Here is a 25,353-nt window from a genome sequence, read left to right on the forward strand (position 1 = left end):
TTCGGAAGAGGCTGTCGAGCGGTTGAGGCTCATCAAGAATTTCCAGTCCATCGGCTGTTCGCTGGCCGAACTGAAGGTAGCTTTGCAGGATTGCGACACCAATATGAGCACCACTCTGCAGATTATAGATTGGATTCGCGGCAAGAAAAAGGAGATCGAAAGTAAGAAGGAAGAATACGACCACATGCTGGACACCCTTAACAAGATGCTGGAGTACAAGACTCTACTCATAGACGATCCGCAAAAAGCGCAAGAGATGCAAAGGACTTGGTATGCCAGCTCATCCAATTGAGCTGCTTTGAAGTTTCCCCATTAATCCATGCGGAACAACTGAAACAGGAATGCATACAATCGATTACGTTTGGCGACTCGGAATCGCAACATCGGAGGGTATGGTACGAAGCTGGGGTATTTCCCGGCTTCTGGGTAGGAAGGCCGGTGGATTGGGCTGCAGATCAACGTCCGCTGTCTTTGCACCATTATCCCGTTTGGTCAGGTCACAGAGAAACAGACAAACTTGGGAGAAGAACCATATTGGGTGAAGGAGCAGATCGGTTTGGGATCATGAGACGGGTTTAGGACAAATAAGAGGATTCGAGAGAAAGCATACTATCCAGGATAAAAAAACATATTTCGGATCCTTTATCCTATCCCCTGACCTTAGCCACCATCCCTGAACGAAAGGGATAATCGTACAAGGCATTGCGTAAGGACAGCAAGACACGTAACCCTGGCGACCCGCCGCTACTCCCTGATCAAAAGGGATCATCGTGCAAGGCATCGCGCAGGGCCACCTCAATCTGTCTAACTTATTTCGTCAAGCACTGATTTTAGTTTTGAGTCAGAAATATAAAACATTCAGAAATTTTCTTTGCATAATGTTCAATCACTCTTAGTTAGCAGGCATTTCGTTGAAGAAAGTGATGTCGTCGATCGGCAGCCGAGTTGTCGGATGGCCCGGTTTTGCCGCTTTGCCGAGTGCGATCAGCATGATCGGAACGTAGCGTTCACTAATGTTGAAGGCTTTCTTAAACTCGGCCTCGTCGTATCCAGCCATCGGAACGGTGTCATAGCCGTGAGCGCGTGCAACCAGCATGAGCTGTTGGGAAACGATACCGCCGTCAATATGGAGGACCTTGTGCATTCTTTCCTCCGGCAGCGAAGCATACGTATTAATCGATCTCTCTACGAACGGTTTAGCGGTGTCTTCCGTCATATAACCGCGTTTTACAGATTCGCCGAAAATCTCGCCGAGCTTCTTGTACCCTTCCATATCCCCCAGCACAGCGATCACCGCCGCAGCTTCAGTAACCTGAGATTGATTGTAGGCAATCGGCTGCAACTTCTCTTTCAATTCCTCCGTCTCGATCACCAGAAAACGCCAAGGCTGAACGTTGCTGGAGGAAGGAGCAAGCGTTGCTTCCTTCAGCATCTCCTTAATTTCCTCATGAGACAGACGAACCGACTTGTCATAAACACGCACAGAACGGCGTTCGCGGATGACATCGGCGAATAAAGCGGAACTTTGACCAATTTGAGTTGAAGTTGACATGATAAATCCTCCCTTGGATGAATACTGGTATAACTGTGTTCTTTCAAACACAGTAGATCTTAAAAAAATAACACCCATCGCGGCTTGAACTGAACTGTTTCTTATATTGCACAGTATAAAATCTAAGCAAGCCGCTGTCAACTGTTTTTTTCCAGGCTCACCTAAATCTTTGCTTCCAGTTGTTTGGCAATATCTGCAATCGTATATTTGCTTAATACGCCGCGCATGCTGTCTTCCATTTCTTGCGTAATATCCTTAAACGCGGATTTCATGCTTTTACCAAGCGGGTGTGTGCCTGCTGTCTCGATAATACCGCAGGAAATGCTGCTGCTTGCACGAAATACATCATATACATCAATCAGACGAATCGACTCTGCCGGTTTTCTGAGACAGTACCCGCCGTCACGGCCTTCCCGGGTCCCAATCAACCCTTCCTTGGCGAGAACGGAGAGTATACGACGCAGCAGAGAAGGCTCTGACTGAAGATATTTAGCAAGTTCAATGCTCGGACAAGTTCCTACGTCCTCCTGCGACAATATAACAAGTGCTTGAACAGCCAGTCCGAACCATTTTGGGTGCTGAGTCGGCGTACAATATTCATGCTTCATCCTTTGCTCCCCCCTTCAGTTTACTCTTGGATAGTATGAGTAAATTGTACCGAATTCCCTTGTACGCCGCAATAGAGGAGCTTTTAACCTTCTTTAGACAGGTCGCTCAATCGTGAAAATTTCTCCAATTTTCGCATAATCATGTCCGGCTAACCTGCTGACGGCCGCCAGGCGTCTTGGGTCAATTCTTCCCTGTTCATAAATGTCGTTCTGAATGTGAAAGTGAACTATTCTGCCTATAATAAGGTCGCATCCGTTTGAATCTGTCCCGCCCAGTTCAAGCGAATGCTCCAATACGCACTCCATACGGATTTTGGCCTCTGCTACACCTTGGACTTTGATTTTAACGCTATCTGTTGGAGTCAGATGAGCCAATTCAACTTCACTTTGATCAGGCGGCAGCTTTGCCGCTGTCTGATTGATTTGACGAACATTGTCCTCATCAACGATATGAACGATAAACTCTTTTAAGTCGCTGATGTTTCTGGCTGTGTCTTTTTGCATCCCCTCCGAGCGTTGAATAGACAACGAGATCATCGGAGGGTTGGCGGATACAATATTAAAATAACTGAAAGGCGCGCCGTTCAATACGCCATTCTTGGAGAGCGTCGTAACGAAAGCAATAGGTCTGGGAACAATGCTGCCTATAAGCAGCTTATAATTTTCCCGTTCCGTATTTGCTGCAGGATCTATGGAAAGCATACAGATCAACCTCTTTCGCAGTTTAGTCAAGCTCTCTTACTTCAAACGGAAGCAGAACTCCTTCAATGTCAGCTCTATGAGGCTCATACTGTGCAGGCAGCTTTAAAGCTTGCCCCATCGTTTCAAACGATTCATCATGAGCAAATCCCGGAGGATCCGTAGCGATTTCAAACAAAATTTCGCCATGCTCTCTAAAGTATATCGCATTAAAATAGTTCCGGTCCCGCACCGCTGTCACTCCATAGCCATTTTCTGCAATATATTTTTGCCATTCCAATTGATCCTGGTCATCTTTGGCCCGCCATGCAATATGATGAACCGTTCCGACCCCCATCTGACCATGACCTACTGAAGAAAGTTTAAGATCTACAATGTTGCCGATATCAGCGGAAGAGCGGTAACGGGCAATATCTCCTTCTTTTGCTATAAATTCAAGTCCCATTACTTTCTCCAATAATTCAGCCGTTTGTTCAGGGTGTGCAGATAACAGCGTTGCTCCCCCAAAACCCTTGATGGCCACATCGGAGGTGATGCCCCCGAAGTTCCACGAGTTTAGTTCTCCTTCTTCCCGTTCCACAATTTCCAGATGAAGTCCATGCGGATCATCAAATTCCAGATACTGCTCGTTAAAACGCTCCATTTTTGAAAACGGAACTTTAAAATGCTCAAGCCGCTCCTCCCAGAACTTCATTGCCCCTTTAGGCACAACAAAAGAGATAACTCCCACTTGGCCATCGCCAATGGTTCCCTTGTAAGCATTAGCCCAGGGGAAGAACGTAATAATCGTCCCAGGCTTACCACCTTCATTACCGAAATAAAGGTGATACGTACCCGGATCATCAAAATTGACGGTTTGTTTAACCAGACGCAGCCCCAATACTCCGGCATAAAAATCAACATTTTCCTGTGGATGTCCAACGATCGCTGTGATGTGGTGAATTCCCATTGTTTTTTTACTCATTTCAATTCACTCCCGTTTTTATTAGTGTTTGTGCGGAATTACATTTGTTCTTTATTACAACCTTCAATTTACTTATCTTTATTTAAAGTATTTTTAATATGAGATAATAATATTTCTTTATATCCATTTTGTCAATACTATTCTTTATTCGCGCATATGAATTGGGCAAACCGCAAGCTATTTGAAGCATTGCATCCGTCCGGGACATTTTGCTGCACGTCGCTCTGCACTTGGATTACATCCTGTACGCGCGACTCAGCGACAACGCCTGATCCCAATCGGCTGACTTCTATTATTCCTCAAGTTCCCGTTAGCGTATTCTATTACAAAAAACGACGCTGCCTCGATGTTTTCAATCAAGGTAGCGTCGATCCGGAAAAACAGATTACAGTCTTTCGGCCAATTCCGCGATCAGCTTATTGATGTCTCCTTGCATCAGTCCACCATGGTAACAGACGACCCTTTCGATTTCGAACGGTTTGAATTTCTCCAGCGAGCGGATCGCTTGCTCCATGTCGATGGTTGAGTAGGGAGACGAGCATTGTAGTTCACCGTTGTTGATCACCAGGGCGTCCCCGGCGATCAGTGTTTTGCTCGTTTGGTGGTAAAGGCTGACATGGCCCGGCGTATGGCCTGGCGTGTGAATGACCGTCAGACCACCGCCGATGGACAACGTCTCCCCATCCACCAACAGCCGCGTCACGTTCGGCTTTGACGGACGGAGGAAAATATTCTCGAACGCAATACGCACCTCGTCCTGCAGGGTTGCCAGCTCGGCCTGCAAGCTGTCCGCAGGAAATTTCAGCAGCGGCGCTTTGCCGTCGATCGTGTCCCTATCAGCTTCATGAGCGTATACCTCAAACGGTGCTGCGTTCGCTTTCTCCAGAAACTCCGGCAAGCTGCCGATGTGGTCGATGTCCTGATGCGTCAAAACGATAGCACGCAAAGGCCGACCGCTGATTCCCGCTTGCCCGGCATAAGCGAGAATCCGGCCTGATAAGCCCGGAGTGCCCGTATCGATCAACGTCCAATCCTCCTTGTCGGCAATGATGACCGGGTGAATCATCATTGAACGCCCGCCAAGCTTCATCTCCAGATCCAACATTTCTAATCCTTCCGCAATACGCATTATCACCGCCGTCCCCGGCACAAGGGCCGATCGCCGGCACACCTCCTTATATCGACATATCGACTTGTAAAAACTTATAAGTTCAATATAAAACTATATAGTTCCCACGTCAAATGGAGGTATGTTGACCTCATTTGCATCTCATGTCAATATAGGGTTGGGTGATCTGTTGAATGGAATACACGAAAAAAGATAAAATCCTCGACACGGCCATGGATTTATTCCGGAAGAAGGGCTTTAGCGCTGCTTCCATACAGGACATCGCCGAAGCCTGCGGAGTGGCAAAAGCGAGTATTTACAAATTTTATCCGTCCAAAGAGGAGTTGTTTACAGCGGCGTTCACAGCCTGTCATCAGACGCTGCTGGAGCAAGCATCTGAACTTAATCGTTCCGGTATGTCCCTTGGCTTGTCTCTGAAGAAGAAGCTGAGCCGCAAGATCGAATTCTATTTATACTATATCCTCGAGAATCATGCGCTGATGACCGCTTTTCATGAACCTCCCCTTATGCAGAATATGCCGTTCCTGGAGGCGCAGAGAAAAATGACAGGGGCCCTGCTAATCTGGCAAAAGGAAATGCTGATCGAGACATTCGGCGAAGGACTTGAGCCATATGTGTGGGATGCCGTCCTGATCTTTCAGGGCATCCTCCATGAATATATGAACGGTATTTTGCGAAAGGTGATTTCGCAGCCAATCGCGGAAATTGCGGACTTTATCGCGGATCGAATGGAGGCTGTCGCCCAGGATTTGATCCGGACAGCCCCCAGATCGATTGGCGGCGAAAGGATCGTCCGTTCTCATCCTGTGGAACGAAGCGATGAGGCGGCACGGAAAGGTACGGTTCGCGACTTCCTGGCGGCGATGGAGGAACGGATTCAAGCACTCCCCTTGCCGGAACCCTCTCGCATGGAATTGAGCGAGGTTGTAGCTCTGCTCCAGCAGGAAGTGCTTGCGGAGAAGCCGAACCTTACCCTGCTGCGCGTGCTGAAGTCCCATCTTGAGGCTGTTCCTGAGCTGCGCTCGTATTTGCGCCAGCTCAAGCTGCTGCTGACCTAGATTGCCGTTAACCTTTTGTACCTATGACGGCAGGCTGGCCCTCCACATAGCCGGCGTATTCCACAGCATATTTTTCAAGCTGTTCATCGGTCACTTCGCGAATTCCGCCTACTATAAAAGGGCTGTGGTAGATCATTCCGGTGTAATTGGCGGTTTGCTGGAACGGCCGCAGCAGCTCGCCGTAGGAATAATTGTGCAGTCCGCCAGCCTGGAACATGCTCGCAGTTCCTCCCGAAGAAATAGCAACAAGGAGTTCCTTGCCTTTCAGCTTATCGCCGCCTCTGCCGTGCGCAAAACCAAGTTCAAATACTTCATCCAGCCATTTCTTCAGCAAAGAGGGAGAACTATACCAGTGTAATGGAAATTGAAACACGATACGGTCATGGGCCAGCAACAGCGCCTGCTCATGGGCAACGTCGATCTTTTCGTCCGGATACGTCTCGTACAGCCGGTGCACGGTAACATTACCTCTGCGCTCAAGCTCGACCGCCAAACGCTGGTTAATCCGGGATGCTTCCAGATCAGGATGGGCAACGATGACGAGCGTTTTGACACTGTCGGATGCATTGGAATGATTGGACATTTAGAACAGCTCCTTTTTGTGGATGAATTTATGATAATTCGAAATATGTCGATTTGTTTGACAAAAAAATTAACATATCCCGAATTATCGATATATATAATCGATAAGAACTGAATTCATTGATAGAATCCAGTTCTTATCGCTTATAGGTCATGCTGAATATAGGAAGCAATTTGTTGTATTGCTTCTTCATCTCTTCTGTAATATGTCCATTTTCCCACCCGGGTCGCATGTACAAGCCCTGCCCGCTGCAGTATGGACAAATATTGAGATGTTGTCGATTGCGTCATCTTCAACTTGGCAGTGATCTGACTGACACATACCCCAACGTCGAGAAGGCCAACCCCTTCCTCGATTCCAGCAAAATGAGCTTGGGGATCTTTCAGCCATTCCAGGATTTGCAGACGAGCCTCATTAGATAGTGCCTTGAACACTTCAATTGGATCAATTGGTTTCATGTCACCATTATATCGATATTTTCCGATATGTCAACACAATGGCATAACAGTTGCGAAGAGATTAAACATCGAGTTTCAAACTGTCCAGCTTAATACTGCTTAGCATTTTCACCGTTTCCGGATCATGATAGGAGAGGAAGCTGCTTTGCTTCGTATCCAGCTTGGCGATTGTCTCCATATCCTCCTGGCTTAATTCAAAGTCGAAAATATTGAAGTTTTCGATAATTCTTTCTTTATGGACCGACTTTGGAATGACGACGACTTCTCTTTGTGTCAACCAGCGCAAAATCACCTGAGCTACGGATTTATGATGCTTTTCAGCCAGCGACAGCAGAACTTCGTTCTGGAACATATTATTTCTGCCTTCCGCAAAAGGTCCCCAGGACTCGATCTGCACATTGTATTGCTTCATAAGAGCAGCACTTTCAATTTGCTGACAGAAAGGATGTGTCTCCACCTGATTGACGGCAGGGGTGATTTCGTGATGAAGAATCAAATCTACGAGACGGTCCGGGTGGAAGTTGCTCACACCGATGGCTCTGATTTTCCCCTCATGATACAGCTCCTCCATGGCACGCCAGGAACCATACACATCACCAAATGGCTGGTGAATCAGATACAGATCCAAATAATCCAATTGCAATCTTTCCAGTGACTTCGCAAAGGCCTTCTTTGTGCTATCATAGCCCGTATTCTGTATCCAGAGCTTGGTCGTAACAAACAATTCTTCTCTCGGCACGCCGCTGCGCTTGATGGCTCTGCCGACGGCTTCTTCATTTTGATAACCGGAAGCGGTATCGATTAAACGGTAGCCTGCCATAATAGCGTCATAAACACTTTGTTCACATTCCTGCGCATCATTAATCTGATAAACGCCAAAACCAATGATCGGCATTTCAACACCATTGTTCAGCATTACTTTCTGCATTTGAAACCCTCCAATTTTAAATATGTTTTGGGTACAGCCTTATTATGCGGCAAATGAAAACAAGGCCGGTACCATGATTGTCTTGAATGATTGCCTTATTCTCTTATTACCACTAACTTTGCAGACCAGTAATACCTTATAATTAAAAAAGGATAAAGCTATAAGTGCGTGTTCAAAAAGTCAGGTTTTCAGCACCGAGAAGGTTGGATGAAATTAGGGACTGAGGAGCGGAGCGTACTTGGGGTACGTGAGCACCGGAAGGCCCGGTTGAATTCAAGATTCGATGTCGAGTCCGCTTCCTGACTTACTTCGTGATCAAAAGATGACTTTTTGAACTACCTCTATAAGGAGGATTCTATGCTTGAGGAAATGCTGAAACAGCAGGAGGAGCTCGCCAAATTGATTGAGCGTCATTCAGACCGGGACGGAGTTCATGAAACAGCTATCCCGTCTCTGTTTTTTATGCGTTTCACAGATGTAACCGAGCCGGTCTACAGGATTTACAATCCTGCATTCTGTGCCACTGCTCAAGGTATGAAAGAAATGCTGCTGGCGCAAGAGCGCTTTGAATATGGTGCTGCAAACTACCTCATTACATCCATGAAGCTGCCGCTGGTTAGCCAGGTGATCAAAGCTTCTCCCGACGTTCCCTATTTGGGCTTCAAGATTGAATTTACGCGGTCGCAAATTTTAGAAGTTTTAAATGATACAGCTATTCAAGTTAACCAGAAGGAAAATGCCAAGCTGGCTGTGTTTATTGGCCGAATGGAGTCATCTCTTATGGATGCGGTGCTCAGATTAGCCCGATTACTGGATAAGCCGCAAGATATCCCGTACCTTGCTCCCCTCTATACCAAGGAAATTCTGTACAAGCTTCTGCAGGGAGAGTTTGGAGTGACGCTGGGGCAAATTGCCATGGAGCGAAGCAGCACCTACCGCATCAGGGAAGCTATTGAAGAAATTATCCGTAATTACGATAAACCTTTGCGGATCGAGGAGCTTGCAGACATGGCCAAAATGAGTGTCTCGTCATTTCATAGAAACTTTAAAGAAGCAACTGCTATGAGCCCTATTCAGCTGCAAAAGCAGTTAAGATTGCAGGAAGCGCGCCGAATCCTGTTATCCGAGTCGGCAGAAGCCGCAGATGTCGCATTCCGGATGGGCTATGAGAGTGCATCCCAATTCAGCCGCGAATATTCACGAATGTTTGGTTCTCCACCCAGAGCAGACATTAAAGCATTGAAGGAAAAATACGACGAGACACTAAACCCGTCGTTCTAGGATCTTTTGGAAGCAGCGAGTAAAATCCAATGAACAGAAAAAGCCTCCTCGTGGTCATAAGAACAAACGGTTTGGTCCATAGACGTTCCAGCACTCCCCTATGAAAAAACGGGCTGGGGAGCGTCTGCCAACCCGTATGCATCAGTTTTGACTCCAGACATTCTCTAATTCGTATGAAGCTCCAGGACTACTTTCCGAACCTGGTCAGGGTTGGTTTCGATGAGCTTGATTGCTTCATGAAAATTCTCCAACGCAAAACGATGACTGACAAAAGCATTCACATCGATCTTCCCGCTGTTAAACCATTCTATCACTTCAGGAAATTTGCCCGATTGCAATCGGGATCCCGCTATCGTTAATTCCTTCTTGGTAATGAGGAACTGCGGTATTTGCGACGGGGTTACGCCAAAGCCGAGAACGACGACCCGTCCAGCTACAGAGGTCATTTCCACCGCCTGCTCGAAGGTTTTTTCCGTACAAACCGCATCAATCGTTACGTTCGGACCTAATCCGCCCGTAATGCGATTGATCTCGTCGGCTATATTATCCGTAAGCGGATTCAATGTATAGTCGGCACCAACTTTCTTGGCGTAAGCAAGCTTCTCATCGCTCAAGTCGGAAATCATGCATACCGCGCCTTTGATTTTGGCGACCTGCAGCGCACACAAGCCAATCGGGCCCGCTCCCATAATAAAAACATAATCTCCGGCCCGGACATCACCACGCCAGTTGGCTTGAGCGCCAATCGTGAACGGTTCGACCAAAACCGCCTCCTCCCAGGCCAAGCGATTGTCCACTTTATGCACTAAATGCTCGGGAAGAACAATATATTCCTGAAAGGAGCCATCTTTGTGAACTCCGTAAACCTGCAGCTTGACACACACATTTGGGCGCCCTGCTTTGCAGGCATAACATTGCCCGCAGGTTTCGATCGGCTCCATGACAACCTTATCTCCAGGTATCAGCCGGCTGACATCTGCGCCGATTTCTGCGATTTCCCCAACCATCTCGTGTCCGATGACGCGGGGGTAGGTAGCCACCGGAGAGGTCCCGTGATAAATGTGCATGTCGGAGCCGCATATGCCTACCATGCGAACCTTAATCAGCACCTCGTTACCGTGAACAATACGCGGCATTTCTTTCTCAATCAGTTCCATTTTCCCTGGTTCTACAACTTGTATCGCTTTCAATCCACTCACTCCATCATTTATGATTTAGGTTTATTTATTTAAGCCATCGTTTGTTCTGCGGCAGAATTCACTTTTTCAACCTTAATGGGCTTAACGAAGAAAGCAACACACAACGCCCCGATCACCGCCAAGCCTCCTGCCAAAATGAAAGCGCTTGTAAAATGGCCTGTCGTTTGAACGAGCAATCCCGTAGCCGTCGGCCCTATGATGCCGGATGTATTCGCCAGAAAATGCATGAAACCACCGACGCCGCCGACCCGTTCTTTTTCAACCGTATCTTGAATAATTGCCCAGTATGTAATGGCTGTAAGATACAGGAAGAATACTGCCGCTGCCATCAATGAAACCGCGGCGGCCGTTGTGTTAACAAGACCGGCAAAACCGATACTGAGCGCAGCGCCAAGCAAACAAGTGACCAATACGACCTTGCGGGAGAACATGGCATTTCCCGTCTTTTTGTAAAGAAAATCGATAATAAAACCACCCAGGGCAAAACCAAGAAAACCAACCGTCCACGGAATCATCGTGGCAAAGCTCATTTCCTTGATGTCAAGCCCTCTGGCCTGGATTAAGTAACTTGGAAACCAGGTCAAGAAGAAAAACAAGATATAGTTGTAGGCAAAAAACGCTACTGACGTGAACAAAACCGTCGGATGCTTCAAATAGTATGAGAGCGGTGTTTTAGTTTTGCCGGTCGGAGCATGCTGCACCTCTTCTTCATCGTCTGCAACGTTCTTTGGAGCATCCTTAACGCATTTGACCCAGAACACAGTCCAAATCAAGCCAATAATCGTAATCAGGACAAAAGATACTTTCCAGCCCCACGTCAAGGCTATGATCCCGACGATTGGACCCGAAATAGCTCCGCCCAGCGCGGTTCCGGCCATGGAGATCGATAAAGCTCTGGCCCGGTATTTCTTCGGAAACCAGTTATTGACCATTTTGCTTTGCGATGAGGAGAGCGGGCCTTCCCCCATCCCGAACAATACACGCGCAACAAACAAGGAGGAGAAGTTGAAGGTAGCGGCGGTTAAACCGGCAAAAAGCGACCATAATGTCATGGAATAACCGAGTACCTTTTTCGGGCCGAATTTGTCGGACAAGAAACCGCCTATAAAGTTAAAGAGAGCGTAACCAATAAAGAAGCTGCTGAATAATAGGCCCATTTGCGCCGCATCCAGCTGAAAATTTTCCTGAATTAATGGAGCTGCAACGGAGAAGGCCGAGCGATCCAGATAATTAATAACCCCCGCCAGAAACAGCAAAATCAGAACGATGCCACGCCCTTTAGATAACATGAGCTGTTAACTCCCTTCAATATGGATTTTGCGATAAAGTTCATCGACGTACAATGCAAACCGCAATTCGTTCAGCAATATCCTATTCTCCTCGATGATCCTCCTTGCAGTTTGTTATTGTTCTTTCCAATTAAAATAAAGCGCTTTCTTTTTCTGGAATTTTTCATCCGTTAAACCTTTGGGTCGACCACAAAAGAAATACTAGCATACATTATGCTAGTATACAAGATATAATTTGCTGTAATTTTGTTGCCGACGCATCTCTTCGCAAAACAAAAAATCGTAAAATGATTAGGGAAATCATTTTACGATTGGAAATACTGCGAGTACTTGTTAATTAAATCTGGCGTAAAATTTTCAAGTGATGTAATGTGCTCTCTGAGTAACCGTTCCGTTTCCTCTTCGTTATTAGCTGTTATGGCTTCGAATATAGACTCGTGTTCGTTTACAAGCTGATTCATATGCTTCGTTTCCAGCAACTCCAAATACCGCATACGGTTTAAATGACCGCGCATTTGATTGATGATCGACACCAGGGTGGAATTTCCCGTAAGCTCCAAAATTGTACTGTGGAAGCTCTCATCAAGCTGAAGGAACATATCGAAGTTATGTTGATCAATTATTTTTCGATGCTCCTCCAGAATACCCTTGATCTGCTGATACGGCTTCTCGAAGCTGGCATCGTTTGCTCTCCACTTCCGGGCCACTTCTTTAAAAACGCTCACCTCAAGACTCACACGTACAAAGCGAGCCTCCTCGATCTTCTTCTTAGACATATATGCGATGCGGGCCCCACGCTGCGGCAGGATCTCGATTAACTCTTCTGTCAACAAACGGCGGAAAGCCTCTCTTATCGGTGTGCGGCTTACCCCTAATGTATTGCCCAATTCCGATTCAAATACAAGCTGTCCTGGTTCCAACTGCAACGTAACAATAGCCCCCCGAATAACCTGATAGGCATGATCGGATAGGGTGTTCCTTTTTTTGGAGATGTTGGGTAAATTCATTTTCTCACCTTACCTAATGTGCTGCGAATAAGACCATTATACTTGTATGCAAGTGTTGGAATCAAACGTTTTATCCCAAGCCGGCGCTCCGTACAAGATATACTTTTTTAAAACCACCAAGTATGCCTGCCTTATTTCCCCCACTGAAAGAGGTTAGAAATTTAGAACAACCCACTCTGTGACACATTAACGTATTCAAGCTGCTTCATACGGTTGAGAAAAGTGGGCTTCCGCTTGATCAATGTTATAATGAATACCAGTAAATGGAGGTGTTTTATGGAAAACAGTAAAAATTACCTAGTTGTTTTTAGAAATACAATAAGAGTAATTATTGTATTATCGATTTTAGGAACACTTTATTATTTTAGCGGTTCCAATACTTACGAAAGCGCAAAGTTAGTTGATATCAAAAGTGATCACTTGATTATTGAAAGAAACAATACAACAAGAGAAAGAAGAACTATTTATATTCATTCACATTCCGAAATTCCCGTTCTAAAAGTTGGAGAAGAATATTTTTTCTCGTACGGGAATAGGCTTTTCCAAAGACCAGCTATTAAATCAGTAGAATCAAAATATTAACATGGAAAAAGAGACGAAGATTTTATCTACTTCGTCTCTTTTGTTTAAACGCTCTCGCAAAAATAAAAGACCCAGGTCCTCGTTGCCGCTTTAATCTAAATATTTCCGATGTCCTCGTTCATACTGACCTACACCGATCCAGCCACCACTCATCTCACTCTGGCTACTAGACCCTGATGAGGCCGAATCCCCTTCTTGCAAGAAAGCTAGCAAAAAGCGGTCTGCTTTGATTCAGCGTCAACCCCAGCAGCGCAGCCAGACGCTCTGATAGCTTTGGCTGGCTACCGCAATGCGCCTTACTTTTCATCCAGTTTCAAACATAGCGTAGGTTTGTCTCCCCTGCAGTTTCGCAAGCAATATATGAATTGACGCAGCGTGTACACACGCAAGAAAGCCTTTAGCCATCCATAAAAGGGGGCTAAAGGCAATCGTCATGGACATGCCGTCCACCGTCCCTCAAGATTACAGAGCGCCTACTACGGGGTGAGGAATATATGGCTCCTCCAGCAAAGCGATTTCTTCCGCAGTTAACTTAACCGACAGGGCAGCTGCCGCGTCTTCGAGATGGGATATTTTCGTAGCACCGATAATAGGAGCAGTGACCGGCTCTTTCTGCAGCAGCCAGGCAATGGCGATATGGGCACGCGGCACGCCGCGTTTTTCTGCAATTTCTGCAACTCTTTCCACGATCAATCGGTCAGTATCGGCGGTGGCATCGTATTTCGATTTCTGAACCTGATCGGTTTCGGAACGATGCGTTTTTTCCGACCAATCCCGTGTCAATCTTCCGGATGCGAGCGGGCTGTAAGGAATCACGCCGATTTTTTCGGCCTTGCAGAGCGGCATCATCTCGCGCTCTTCTTCACGGTAGATGAGGTTATAATGATTCTGCATCGATACGAACCGGGTCCATCCGTTTTTCTCCGCTACATGAAGCGCCTTCAGGAATTGCCAAGCATACATGGCGGAAGCTCCGATGTATCTTGCTTTGCCAGCCTTCACCACATCATGCAAGGCTTCCATCGTTTCTTCAATGGGCGTATTGTAATCCCAGCGGTGAATCTGGTACAGATCCACATAATCGGTCCCCAGTCTCTGCAAGCTCTTATCAATTTCACTCATAATGGCCTTGCGCGAAAGCCCTGCACCGTTTGGACCTTCATGCATAGGGAAATAGACCTTTGTCGCGAGCACAATTTCATCCCGGTTGGCAAAATCCTTTAATGCGCGTCCAACGATCTCTTCGCTCGTTCCGTCGGAATAAACATTCGCCGTATCAAAAAAGTTGATGCCCAGCTCCAGCGCTTTTTGGATGATGGGCCGGCTGTTCTCTTCATTAAGCACCCATGGATGCACCCACCGCTCTGCTACACCGAAGCCCATACAGCCAAGACAAAGCCGTGATACGTCCAAGCCTGTATTACCGAGTTTTACATATTCCATTCTTCGATTCGCTCCTTTGCTTAAATGGGGTCACCTTACACCAAGAGTCTAATGTCTGGAGTTAACTCCAAGTCAATACAAATTTTGATGAACAAATAATGCCTGAGCTTATTAAAACATCATGAATCTCATGACGCTAAAATAAACTCAGGCATTGCCCGCTTCATCGGTCACAATCCTTCGAACACAGTTATTGTAAACTTGAAATAAAGCGATTACAATCACTTTTTTTTAATATTAGTCATTATTACAACAGCCTTCACCTTCATTCAAGTGTCCGGACCGTTCGATTTTCGTTTTCAAATACTTCTCGTTATACTCGGAGACATCACCCCACAGCTGCCCCCGTTCTTCTACATCCAGCCCCGCCTGACTAAGCGCCTCTAATTTTCTTGGATTGTTGGTCATTAGTGTGATCGGCTTAGTCCGCAGTGCCTTTAACACCTTTGTCGCATCACTATAATCCCGGGAATCATCAACAAATCCAAGTTTAAGATTAGCATCGACCGTATCATATCCGTTTTCCTGTAGAATATAGGCAAGAGCTTTACTAAAGAGCCCGATACCTCTTCCTTCATGGTTTGCCAAATAAAATAACGCTCCGTTGCCATACTCGGCAATATGCTTCATTGACTGTTTGAGCTGGTATCCGCAGTCACATCGCTTGCTGCCGAAGATATCACCGGTGTGACAGATAGAATGGAACCGGATCAACGCATGATCCGCATTTTGAAAATCTCCATGGACGAGTACACTTGATTGTTGAAATTCCGCCAAGTTGGCAGACGATAATTTACCGATAATACGCTCAAAATCTTCTGTCACCTCGTCGCAATTAAGCCAACAGTACCACTTGAATTCAGCGGTTTCCCCAAGTAAGTTGACCGGCAGTTTAATGGGGCCGACAAGATATATGCCCCCTTCGTCCGTTTTGATCATTTTTATTTTCTTTTGTAAAAGCGAAATCATTCCAGGATCAAAGTTCTGTACCATCGGCATGACAATACTCCTTTGTTAGTCTGAATTGGATTTTCCAACAACCAACTTATGTAGTAGTATATTGCACAAAAAACGCCCTGGTATGCAGTTTATTTTACAACTAGAAGAAAAACGTCTAACGACGTACATCCACAGCAGACAACCGCCATTAAGCCCCCGGTTGCAACCGGGGGCTAACACTTTTTCTGTTTTTTTCGGTGATTCTAATACACATCTTTCCATTCTCCAATATTCGATGCGTCAAACTTAAACGGATCGCCAAGCATGATTTGTGTGCCATCTCCATCTGCTACGATTTCCTTCTCGCCAAGGTCGCCTGCTGTAAACTTCTCGCCAACCGCTCCCGTAATTTCGCCGTTTACAAGTGCATTTGCCGTATAACCCGCCATGTACCCGACATCAATCGGGTTCCACAGGTACATCCATTGGCTAACGCCGCTTTCGATATACTCGGCCATTTCGCTTGGCAGACCAAGACCTGTAAGCTGTACTTTACCTTGGAGTCCTTTATCCGTTAATACTTTACCGGCTGCAGCAATACCTACAGTTGTTGGGGCGATAATGCCTTTCAAATTCGGGTACGATTTCAGCAGTGCCTCCGTCTCGGATACGCTCTTGTCGCGAAGATCGTCGCCATAGGCTACTTTCACCAGCTCAATTTTGCTGTATTTGGGGTCCTCCAGCTCTTTCTTCATCCACTCAATCCAGGTGTTCTGGTTTGTCGCCTGGCTGGTTGCGCTCAGAATCGCAATTTGGCCTTCACCCCCGATCATTTCGGAAATTCCTTGAATCAGTGTCCGGCCGATACGCTCCGGGTCGGCTTGGTTAACATGTACCTTACGGCTCGCCGCGTTCAAGGCGGAGTCAACGGACAGTACCTGAATGCCGGAATTCATTGCCTTCATCAAAGCAGGCTGAAGCGCATCCTGATCGTTTGCGGCAATCGTTATACTATTCACCTTTTGCGAAATGAGTTCTTCAATCATTTGAATCTGTGCCTCAGCCGTTGGTTGGTCTGGCGCCTTTACAATAGCTTCGTTGCCCTGAGCCTCTACTGCGTTTTTGAATCCCTCCATTAATTTCTCGCCGTACGGGTTACCCGTATTTTTGAAAATAATTGCATGTCTCTTATTCCCTGAACTGGTATTAGACTGAGCGCTTTCGCCTGCTCCGTTTCCTCCCCCGCATGCAGCAAGCATTGTGATCATTAGAGCCGTTACCAAACAAATTTGAAATAGCTTCTTCATGTCTTGTTTCCTCCTTTAATCGATACCTTCTCATATATACAATCCGGCAGTTAGTGCCGGGATGTGCCGGATTCACCTCACGGTTACTGGAATGTGTTTGCAATTCTACGCCGTCTTATTTAATTTCCCTTGACCCAGCTTAAGCTTCGGAACAGCGACAGCGAAGATCAGCAGCAGACCGATAATAATGAGCAAAGCCTGCGCCTGCACATTGACAAGCCCTAACCCGTATCGCAGAAACCCGATGAGGAAGATCGCCAGAACCGCGCCAATCATTCTTCCTTTACCGCCAGCTGTACTGATACCGCCAAGCACGACCATGGCGATGACATCCAGTTCATACCCGTTAGCCATATTCGGTCTCGTGCTTCCCATTCGTGAAGTCAGAAACAGCGCGGCTACAGCAGACATCAGCCCGGCGAGTGTGAATACAATGATTTTGATTTTATCCACCTGTACGCCGGAGAAACGGCTTGCCGTAATGTTGCTGCCTGTCGCGTACACCCTGCGACCGAACATCGTTTTGTGCAGCAGAAGCCCGAACAGAACGGCAAAGACAATGAATACAACCAGAATGAAAGGTATGCTGCCGACATAGCCCCATCCCAGATAGTTGAACCACTGCGGGAACGAGCCTGATGCCTGATCCTCCAGAATGATGTACGCGATGCCACGATAAATAATCATGGTCGCCAGGGTAATGATAACCGACGATAATTCTTTGTATTTGACGATGAGCAGGCCGTTAATAAATCCGCAAATGATGCCCACAGCCAAACAGATGAGGACTGCGACCGGCATCGGTACTCCCAAGTTATACAGGTCAGCCATGACGACCGACGACAGAGCCACAATCGATGCGACGGAAATGTCGATATCGCCCAAAATGATGATGAAAACCATCGGCAGAACAATGAATGCTTTATCCAGAAAACCCATCGTCGCATCGCGCAGATTGACCGGGTCCCAGTAGTACTCCGACAAGTTCATATTTATAACATTTATGGAGATAAAGAGGACAACCAGCATCCACTCCCATTGGAGAAAAAAACGTTTCAGTGAGAAACCCTGTTTGTTCGTAATGATTCGTGTCTCCATAGTCTCAGACGTTCCTCCTCATCAGATTACTGCGGTCAACTCCGCGTTTCACAATCGCATTTACCAGAACGGCGAAGAGGATAATCCCTCCCTGAATGCCCATTTGCCAGAACGGGGAGACGTTGATTAGCGGCAGTGCGTTATTCAGAATTCCAAGCAGTATGGACCCGAGAATAATTCCCGAAATTTTGCCTGAACCGCCTGCGATGCTGACCCCGCCGAGTACACAGGCCGCGATAACGCTCAGTTCATAGCCTGACGCCGTATCTCCTTGGGCTGAAGCGTACTTGGCTACCCACAGGACACCCGCGAGACCAGACAACGCTCCCATAATCGAGTAAACCAGCCATAAAATTCTATCTGTGTTTATGCCGCTGATCTTCGCCGACTCAGGATTACTGCCTACTGCATAAATCTGCCTTCCGGTCCGTGTATGCTGTACGAAGCAGTATGCTAAGGCATAAATAATAACCGCGATGAGAATCAGGTTATTAACACCAAGTATCGATCCTGTCGCCATGTTCTTAAAACTTTCCGGCATCTGATGGGCGCTCACCCATTTGCCACCGCTTACCATATACGTAAGCCCTCGGAATACGTTCATCATCCCAAGAGTCGCTATAATTGGCAGAATACCGATCTTGGCTACAAGAAAGCCCAGCACGAGTCCGCTGACAAGCCCGGCCGCCGTACCGAGCAAAACAACTGCGACAGGATGCAACTCCGGATACGCGCCAACCGTCAGAGCCGCGATCATCCCCGACAGTGCGAGTGTCGCCCCGATGGACAAATCGATTCCGCGTGTCACAATGACGAGCATCATGCCAACAGCCAGAATGCTTAAGATTGCGGTATTCGTGGCCAAATCGCTGATGTTCTCCAGCGTTAGAAAACTTGGATTGCGCAGCTGAACGGCAACAGACAACAGAATAATAAACCCGAGCAGCCCAATCTCTCTGAATTTGGCGAAGCTGGCAGCTAACGAGCGCTGCTTGAGCGCTGCGCCTTTCAATGCTTCACCGGCCACTGCGGGCGTGTTAAATCCTCTATCCTCCATGTGTATCCACCTTCTAAACTTGTTTAATAAAGGAGAGCTTCCTCACTCATAGACGCCTGGAGAATGGCTTCCTGCGTCATCGACTGGCGGTCGAGAAATGCCGTAATCCTTCCTTCACGCATAACGGCAACACGGTCGCACATCCCGATGATTTCGGGCATTTCCGACGATACCATGATAATTCCGTAGCCCTGAGAGGCCAGTTCGCTAATGATTTCATAGATCGCTGACTTTGCGCCGACATCAACCCCTTTTGTCGGCTCATCGAGTATAATTACTTCTAAATTAGCAGTAAGCAGCTTCGCAAAAACGACCTTCTGCTGATTTCCGCCCGACAGTGAGCTGGCCAAATCAAAGATACTTTTCGCCTTGACGCCGACCTTCTCCGCCAGCCGCTTGGAAATTTCCGCTTCTGCCGAAGCACGGATTGCGCCTTTCTTCGTGATAAGTTCCAGGGCTGGAAGCGTAATATTGCGGCCGATGCTCCAATCGAGCACCAGTCCCTGCTTCTGGCGGTCCTCCGGCAAGTAGCCGATCCCTTGCCGCATGGCATCAAGCGGAGAGCGTATCCGTATTTTCTTCCCCTTGTAGGTCACTTTCCCCTTATCGTACGACTCGATACCAAACAGTGTCTGACATGCTTCCGTCCGACCTGCACCGACAAGCCCGGTCAAACCAAGAATCTCACCCCTGCGAAGCGTGAAGCTGACGTCGGCAAAATAACCGGTTTTCCCCAAGCCTTCCACCCGCAGCAGTTCTTCTCCCAACACAACCTTCTTCTTTGGGAACAGCTGTGTAATTTCACGGCCGACCATGGCGACAATAAGATCGGCATTCGAAATAGCATTTACATCCCATGTCCCGATATATTGGGAGTCCCGGAATACCGTGACCTTACTGGCAAGCCGGTACATATCTTCGAAACGGTGTGAGATGAAAATAATTGCCGTGCCTTTGTCACGGAGCTGCTCCGCAATCCGGTACAGCTCTTCGCTTTCACGGTTCGTCAGGGCAGCCGTCGGTTCATCCATAATGATAATATTCGCATCCGTCGAAAGCGCCTTGGCGATTTCGACGATTTGCTGCTCGGCAACGCTCAGCGCACCCATTTGCGTCTTCGGACTGAAGCCTGCCCCGAGCTCCTTCAGCAATCTGTCGGCCTCTTCATGCATCTCCTTCCAAAGAATCCGCTTGGTGGCCTTGTGAATCTTTTCATGGCCCATGAATATATTTTCCGTTACACTCAAATCCGGAAAACAGGTCACATGCTGATAGATTGCTGCGATCCCTCTATGCTTTGCATCATTCGGAGTTTTGAAATCAACACGCTGGCCATTCAGCAGAATTTCTCCCCCGTCCGGCTTGTAAACGCCAGTAATCACTTTAATGAATGTCGACTTGCCTGCGCCGTTCTCGCCCATCAACGCATGAATTTCTCCCGGCTTTAGCTTGAAGTACACGTTGTCCAGTGCTTTGATTCCAGGGAAAATCTTTGTAATCCCGTTTAGCTCCAGGATGTACTCCGTCTCCATCAGCTTCCCTCCGATCCTGTGATCGATTTAACGGCAGCGCCGTTCTGTATTCACAGCTTACTAATTAAAACGCTTTCATAATAGGGTACAATAATGACTTGAAGGGGGGTATTAATGACTTTTGGGGGTTGTTTCTTCAATATTCTTTAGAACTTTATCACGATACTTAGCAGGTGTGCAGCCAAAGCGTTGTTTAAATTGGCGGCTGAAATATTTTACGTTTTGGTAACCAGCCTGTTCGCTAACATGCTGTACCCTCATGTTCGTATTAACCAAGAGTTCCTTAGCCTTCTCCATTCGGAGTTTCGTCACATAATCAAGTATGGTCAGCCCGGTGTGCATCTTGAAATATCTCATAAAATAGGAAGGATTCATATAAACATGGTCCGCAATGGCCTGGATTGTCAAGTCTTTGCTCAAATTCTCGGCAATCCATGCTTTAGCCAGCTCTACAGGCTTCACTCTTCCACTTTGCCGAGTATGACGAATCAATTCGATGACAGATTGGATGAGTGCACTCACCTCACTCTTCAACTCATGAAGATTGGCCGCACGGTGTAGGGCCTGCAGCCCCTTTTCCAGGGAGATGGGTTCAAATACGCCGCTCATGTATTCTATTCCAACGGAGTGAATCTGAATGAATACATTCTGTACAGCAAGCTGTATGGGTTGCGGCGAATGAATATGCTCCAGTTGTTGAAACAGTTGTTTCAACAGATCATTCGCTTCTTGACTGTTCGCTTGTTCAACGGCCCTCCGCAGACGGTGGGCAAATTTTGCAAGATCAATGTCCATCTTTTCTACAAACCGTTCTGCCGTATCATCATGAAATGTTTGATTGCTGCCGTACAACAAACGATAATTCATTAAGGATAATGCTCTTTGCTTTGCCTCAGGCAATGTGTAGAGATTTTGCATCCAATTCCCAAAGGATACCGATACGGTGAATGGCGTATGAAACTGGATAACTGAGCGAATTCGCGTTGATAATTCATTTGCGATAGCCTCCATCGTTGTTCCCGATGACTCTCCCGGAGCATAAATCAGTACCCAAAAGTCGGCATTTCCCCCTTTCCAGCACCAAGTCTGCTTCACCTGCGCAATGTCTAAATTGCCTGTCACCTCGGAAATCATATTTTCCAAAGCATAATCGAACGCTTCCCAATCCTTCTTGGTATAATTTCTAGCTTTAACTGGCGGTGGATCCAAACTAATATAAAGCAGCAGATAATGGCCTTTCGGAAAATCATTTACCCAATACCCCAGTCTGGATATATCGAGCCCCGCGGAAGTAATATAGCTAAGTGTTTGCGTCTGACGGGATCGTTTCAGTTCCAATTCTTTACGGTGCATTTCATTCCATCGTTGATGCTCATGTCTGTTTTTTTCGATAATGTTCCTTACTTCTGCCATTCGTTGGCGAAATTGTTCACGGTCTATCGGTTTTAAAATATAGTCAACGGCGCCTTCCCGAATCGCTGTCTGAGCAAAGACAAAATCATTATGTCCACTGATAACTATAGGGTAAAAGGAACCGTGCTGTCTGGCTTTCTTAATGAGCGTTAAACCATCCATCTCTGGCATCTTAACATCCGTTAGAAGTAAATCAATGGCTCCTTGTGTCTGGCGGATGTATTCCAACGCATCTTTACCATTGGAAAGAACCGCTGCCACCTGCCAATTACCTTCGCATGAAGCAAGCATGCGTTCAATTCCTCGCCGAATACGAGCCTCATCATCCACAATTAACGTCCGTATTGCTTGCATGGTTTTCCTCCTCGCCCTGCTCCAAATTGAGCCTATCCATCATTGCAATTAGCGGTATGCGTATTGTAACCTCAGTACCTTTGCCATCAACACTATGCAGCTGCAAACCATATTCGGGACCATGAATCATAACGATCCGGGCATTCACGTTTCCAAGTCCGAATTGCGATTTTCTACCTGACAACGTCCCTGTTTTCAAAGACTTCTCCACTTCCTCGAGACGTTCCCGCTTCATTCCTGGTCCGTTATCCCGTACCCTGAAGACGATAGCCGTATCGCCTGAGCGTGCGTCGAATTCTTTGCTGATACTGATCTCTATGTCAAGTCTCTCACGTGATTCCAATCCATATTTAATTGCATTTTCTACGACCGGCTGCAGAATAAATTTTGGCATATAAAAGAAACCTGGATCAGATTTCCGTATAATTTCAAAAACCAGACGGTCTTCAAAACGGAATTTCTGAATAGTCAAATAATCCATAACATGCTGGAGCTCTTCAGAAAAGGGTACAAAATTAGATTTATTCTCTACCGAATATCTGAGCATTCGGCCAAGCTGGGTGACCATATCAACGGCCATGTCCGCCTCCCCTTCTTCGATCGCCATACTGATCGTCTCCAGGGTATTGTACATAAAATGCGGATTGATTTGAGACTGCAGGGCATATAGCTCCGCCTCCTGCTGGCGAATCTTGATATCGTAATTCTTCTCGATCAAATCTCGTATCGTTGTCATCATGGAGTTAAAGCTGCGTGCCAGCGTACCCACCTCATCAAGGCTGTGGGTTTTCAGATCAAGTTGGAATTTGCCCCTCTCTGCCTCTTTCATCAGCCGGATCAGTCTCTTAATCGGACGTGTTACACGCAGAACAAACACAACCGCGAATAGGGTTGTGATCATAACAAAACAGATAAAAATAATGATCGTGATTTTTCGAGTCATATCTGTTCGTGCAGTTAAATCCTGCAGGGGAATACTGTGTACGAGTATCCCATCGAAGCTTTTAGACTCCGTTACACTAATAAGCTGTAATTCCTTCCCTTTTCTAACCCGGAAGCTCCCATTCCAAATGGGGTAATCCCGGACTGAAGGATCTGTCGTGCCGATAGCGTTAGGGTCAGTATGATAAATAATGTTGCCCCTACGATTTGCAATCCACATTTTCGCATTGTTGTTCTGTTCGAAATCCATGAGGATTCGGTCAATAAACGTCAGCTTCACCGCGATAAACATCGTGCCCAAATCCTTTCGGTTATCAACGTCCTGGATCTGCTTCATGAATAGCACATACGGTACACCCCCTTCAAAACGAAGTTTGGTTTCATTCGGAAGAGTTATTTTCTCTTTCCCGCGAAGATCCATGTCTTGACCATAGGGGATGAGCATCTTTTCCCAATCCAGACCGGTAAACTTGATTTTGGAACTATAAAACAGCCGGTTTTTAGACAAGACAAACACACCGATAACATCTTCATTCATGCCGTTCAAATATGTTCGTGCCAAATAATTGTTCACCGTGAACCTGTCTTTATTTTGGTCCGCACGGCTTTGATAAGAATCCTTCCGCAAAATGGCTAAAGTACTCTCCGAATTGAGAAGCAGCTTAGGCAGTGCCATCACTTCTTCAACCTGCTTTTCAATATTTGCATTGGCTTGCCTTAAAAATCGCGGCATATATTCACCAATTTGTTCTTCAATAGATTTTTTATATTGCACAAATGAGAAATATCCCAGGAACGCCATCGGTATGACAGTTAAAATAATATAAGCTATGATCAGCTTTGAGCTTAGCCGGTAATTGATGTACTGAAATCGCCTAAGCAGCTTAGAAATCATATTGGTCAACATTTTCCTTAGTGAAATCAACAGGTTCCCCCATAATAACTACATCCCCCGCCACCCTGATATTCCCGACATTATCTATTTCTTGACCGTCAAAGGGCATATGGCCTTCCAGCATGTTTTTGGCCAGAACAACCGTTAAATAGCCTAGTTTCTTGGGACTCCAAAGCGTAGCCATCTGTGCAGAACCATTATGCAGGTAGGCTTTCATGAGGTTCGGAGTGGATAACCCAACCACCTTAATGTCACCGCTTTTGCCTGCTTCTCTCACGGCCTGGGCTGCCGCTGGTGGTCCTACAGATGAATTTCCGATAATTCCTTTTAAATTGGGGTGCGCTTCCATTAATCCTTGTGCAACCTCAAAAGCTTTTTGAGGGTTATCATCAGTTGTGACGATATCCACTAATTTTAATTTTGGATAAAATTGTTCCTGCTGATATTGTATCCAGTTGATCCACTCGTTTAAGTTTGCTGCCGACCGTGATCCCGTCATAATCGCATACTCGCCTTTTTCTCCCATCGTCCACGCCAGTGTATCCAAAAGATGACGGCCAAGTGTCTCCGCATCGACCATATTTACGAACATCTCTCTAGCCTCCGGCAGAGTGTCAGCGTCCCATGTTATCACTCGAATTCCCTGCTGCTTTGCCTTTGTTAAAACAGGAATCAACTTCAAGGGATCATTAGCGGAGACCGCAATAACATCAACTTTGCGCTCAATCAATTCTTTAATCACATGAATTTGCTGTTCTGCATCAGCGATCGGCGGACCATCATAAATGATATTCACATTTAAATCTTGTGCGGCTTCCATGGCCCCATCTTTTGCTACATTGAAATATGGAATTTCCATCACTTTGGGAACGATACCGATCGTATACTGACGCTGCATTTCTTCTATTTCCATTGGAGCCTTCGCTTCCTCCATCCGATAAATGATGTCATATTGAATTCTGTCCTCATCTTGGCAAGCGCTTACAAAAATAAAGACTAAAATGGGGAACAACAATTTTCGAAGCATATTTACCCC

Annotated in this window: 24 protein-coding genes; 4 read left to right on the top strand and 20 right to left on the bottom strand. The window is 46.5% G+C overall.

The features are described from left to right. The coding region (locus ACE41H_RS20535) for a MerR family DNA-binding protein (protein WP_375357430.1) at positions 1-292 on the top strand (292 nt) is incomplete at its 5' end. A 600-nt stretch (positions 293-892) separates the two neighbouring features. Here the strand turns inward: ACE41H_RS20535 and ACE41H_RS20540 are convergent. The 5 genes from ACE41H_RS20540 to ACE41H_RS20560 form a co-directional block, all read right to left on the bottom strand. After that, positions 893-1,552, bottom strand: a complete 660-nt coding sequence (locus ACE41H_RS20540) for a nitroreductase family protein (RefSeq protein ID WP_375357431.1) — start codon at positions 1,550-1,552, stop codon at positions 893-895. Positions 1,553-1,713: 161 nt separating this feature from the next. Further along, the gene (locus tag ACE41H_RS20545) at positions 1,714-2,160 is read right to left on the bottom strand and encodes an RrF2 family transcriptional regulator (RefSeq protein ID WP_375357432.1); all 447 of its coding nucleotides are present in this window, start codon (positions 2,158-2,160) and stop codon (positions 1,714-1,716) included. A gap of 93 nt (positions 2,161-2,253) precedes the next feature. Then, positions 2,254-2,862, bottom strand: coding sequence for a flavin reductase family protein (locus tag ACE41H_RS20550; protein ID WP_375357433.1), 609 nt, complete (start codon positions 2,860-2,862; stop codon positions 2,254-2,256). A 22-nt stretch (positions 2,863-2,884) separates the two neighbouring features. Continuing rightward, on the bottom strand, positions 2,885-3,823 hold the full coding sequence (locus tag ACE41H_RS20555; RefSeq protein ID WP_375357434.1) for a ring-cleaving dioxygenase: 939 nt from the start codon (positions 3,821-3,823) through the stop codon (positions 2,885-2,887). A gap of 385 nt (positions 3,824-4,208) precedes the next feature. Further along, a complete protein-coding gene (locus ACE41H_RS20560) occupies positions 4,209-4,928 on the bottom strand; it encodes an MBL fold metallo-hydrolase (protein ID WP_375357435.1) in 720 nt (239 codons plus the stop codon). 197 nt (positions 4,929-5,125) lie between these two features. Here ACE41H_RS20560 and ACE41H_RS20565 point away from each other — a divergent pair, with 197 nt between their 5' ends. Beyond that, positions 5,126-6,010, top strand: coding sequence for a TetR/AcrR family transcriptional regulator (locus ACE41H_RS20565; protein ID WP_375357436.1), 885 nt, complete (start codon positions 5,126-5,128; stop codon positions 6,008-6,010). Positions 6,011-6,017: 7 nt separating this feature from the next. Here the strand turns inward: ACE41H_RS20565 and ACE41H_RS20570 are convergent, their stop codons facing one another. From ACE41H_RS20570 to ACE41H_RS20580, 3 genes are all read right to left on the bottom strand, one after another. After that, complete coding sequence (locus ACE41H_RS20570; RefSeq protein WP_375357437.1) at positions 6,018-6,593, bottom strand: NAD(P)H-dependent oxidoreductase; 576 nt, start codon at positions 6,591-6,593, stop codon at positions 6,018-6,020. 143 nt (positions 6,594-6,736) lie between these two features. Continuing rightward, positions 6,737-7,042 (bottom strand): ArsR/SmtB family transcription factor, encoded by a 306-nt coding sequence (locus ACE41H_RS20575; protein ID WP_375357478.1) that lies wholly within the window; start codon positions 7,040-7,042, stop codon positions 6,737-6,739. A 70-nt stretch (positions 7,043-7,112) separates the two neighbouring features. After that, positions 7,113-7,979 (bottom strand): aldo/keto reductase, encoded by an 867-nt coding sequence (locus ACE41H_RS20580; RefSeq protein ID WP_375357438.1) that lies wholly within the window; start codon positions 7,977-7,979, stop codon positions 7,113-7,115. 357 nt (positions 7,980-8,336) lie between these two features. Between ACE41H_RS20580 and ACE41H_RS20585 the strand changes: the two genes are divergently transcribed. Continuing rightward, on the top strand, positions 8,337-9,260 hold the full coding sequence (locus ACE41H_RS20585) for an AraC family transcriptional regulator (RefSeq protein ID WP_375357439.1): 924 nt from the start codon (positions 8,337-8,339) through the stop codon (positions 9,258-9,260). Between the two features lie 164 nt (positions 9,261-9,424). On the opposite strand, the gene ACE41H_RS20590 is transcribed toward ACE41H_RS20585, so the two are convergent. The 3 genes from ACE41H_RS20590 to ACE41H_RS20600 form a co-directional block, all read right to left on the bottom strand. Next, complete coding sequence (locus ACE41H_RS20590; protein WP_375357440.1) at positions 9,425-10,450, bottom strand: zinc-binding alcohol dehydrogenase family protein; 1,026 nt, start codon at positions 10,448-10,450, stop codon at positions 9,425-9,427. A gap of 38 nt (positions 10,451-10,488) precedes the next feature. Continuing rightward, positions 10,489-11,748 (bottom strand): MFS transporter, encoded by a 1,260-nt coding sequence (locus tag ACE41H_RS20595; protein ID WP_375357441.1) that lies wholly within the window; start codon positions 11,746-11,748, stop codon positions 10,489-10,491. A gap of 305 nt (positions 11,749-12,053) precedes the next feature. Further along, the gene (locus ACE41H_RS20600; RefSeq protein WP_375357442.1) at positions 12,054-12,755 is read right to left on the bottom strand and encodes a GntR family transcriptional regulator; all 702 of its coding nucleotides are present in this window, start codon (positions 12,753-12,755) and stop codon (positions 12,054-12,056) included. Between the two features lie 276 nt (positions 12,756-13,031). Between ACE41H_RS20600 and ACE41H_RS20605 the strand changes: the two genes are divergently transcribed. Next, positions 13,032-13,337, top strand: coding sequence for a hypothetical protein (locus ACE41H_RS20605; RefSeq protein WP_375357443.1), 306 nt, complete (start codon positions 13,032-13,034; stop codon positions 13,335-13,337). A gap of 462 nt (positions 13,338-13,799) precedes the next feature. On the opposite strand, the gene ACE41H_RS20610 is transcribed toward ACE41H_RS20605, so the two are convergent. The 9 genes from ACE41H_RS20610 to ACE41H_RS20650 form a co-directional block, all read right to left on the bottom strand. After that, positions 13,800-14,780 (bottom strand): aldo/keto reductase, encoded by a 981-nt coding sequence (locus tag ACE41H_RS20610; protein WP_375357444.1) that lies wholly within the window; start codon positions 14,778-14,780, stop codon positions 13,800-13,802. A gap of 237 nt (positions 14,781-15,017) precedes the next feature. Next, a complete protein-coding gene (locus tag ACE41H_RS20615; protein ID WP_375357445.1) occupies positions 15,018-15,779 on the bottom strand; it encodes a GTP cyclohydrolase II in 762 nt (253 codons plus the stop codon). A 203-nt stretch (positions 15,780-15,982) separates the two neighbouring features. Further along, positions 15,983-17,026 (bottom strand): rhamnose ABC transporter substrate-binding protein, encoded by a 1,044-nt coding sequence (gene rhaS, locus ACE41H_RS20620; RefSeq protein WP_375357446.1) that lies wholly within the window; start codon positions 17,024-17,026, stop codon positions 15,983-15,985. Positions 17,027-17,131: 105 nt separating this feature from the next. Further along, a complete protein-coding gene (locus tag ACE41H_RS20625) occupies positions 17,132-18,124 on the bottom strand; it encodes an ABC transporter permease (RefSeq protein ID WP_375357447.1) in 993 nt (330 codons plus the stop codon). 4 nt (positions 18,125-18,128) lie between these two features. Continuing rightward, on the bottom strand, positions 18,129-19,181 hold the full coding sequence (locus ACE41H_RS20630) for an ABC transporter permease (protein ID WP_375357448.1): 1,053 nt from the start codon (positions 19,179-19,181) through the stop codon (positions 18,129-18,131). A gap of 23 nt (positions 19,182-19,204) precedes the next feature. After that, positions 19,205-20,713, bottom strand: coding sequence for a sugar ABC transporter ATP-binding protein (locus tag ACE41H_RS20635; RefSeq protein ID WP_375357449.1), 1,509 nt, complete (start codon positions 20,711-20,713; stop codon positions 19,205-19,207). A gap of 111 nt (positions 20,714-20,824) precedes the next feature. Further along, positions 20,825-22,480, bottom strand: coding sequence for a response regulator transcription factor (locus tag ACE41H_RS20640; protein WP_375357450.1), 1,656 nt, complete (start codon positions 22,478-22,480; stop codon positions 20,825-20,827). Next, positions 22,449-24,197, bottom strand: a complete 1,749-nt coding sequence (locus ACE41H_RS20645) for a cache domain-containing sensor histidine kinase (RefSeq protein ID WP_375357451.1) — start codon at positions 24,195-24,197, stop codon at positions 22,449-22,451. Before ACE41H_RS20645 ends, ACE41H_RS20640 begins: the two co-directional genes overlap by 32 nt. A 109-nt stretch (positions 24,198-24,306) precedes the next feature. Continuing rightward, complete coding sequence (locus ACE41H_RS20650) at positions 24,307-25,344, bottom strand: autoinducer 2 ABC transporter substrate-binding protein (RefSeq protein ID WP_375357452.1); 1,038 nt, start codon at positions 25,342-25,344, stop codon at positions 24,307-24,309. Positions 25,345-25,353 lie beyond the last annotated feature (9 nt).

It is taken from the genome of Paenibacillus enshidis, assembly GCF_042136365.1.
Taxonomy (GTDB): Bacteria; Bacillota; Bacilli; order Paenibacillales; family Paenibacillaceae; genus Paenibacillus; species Paenibacillus enshidis.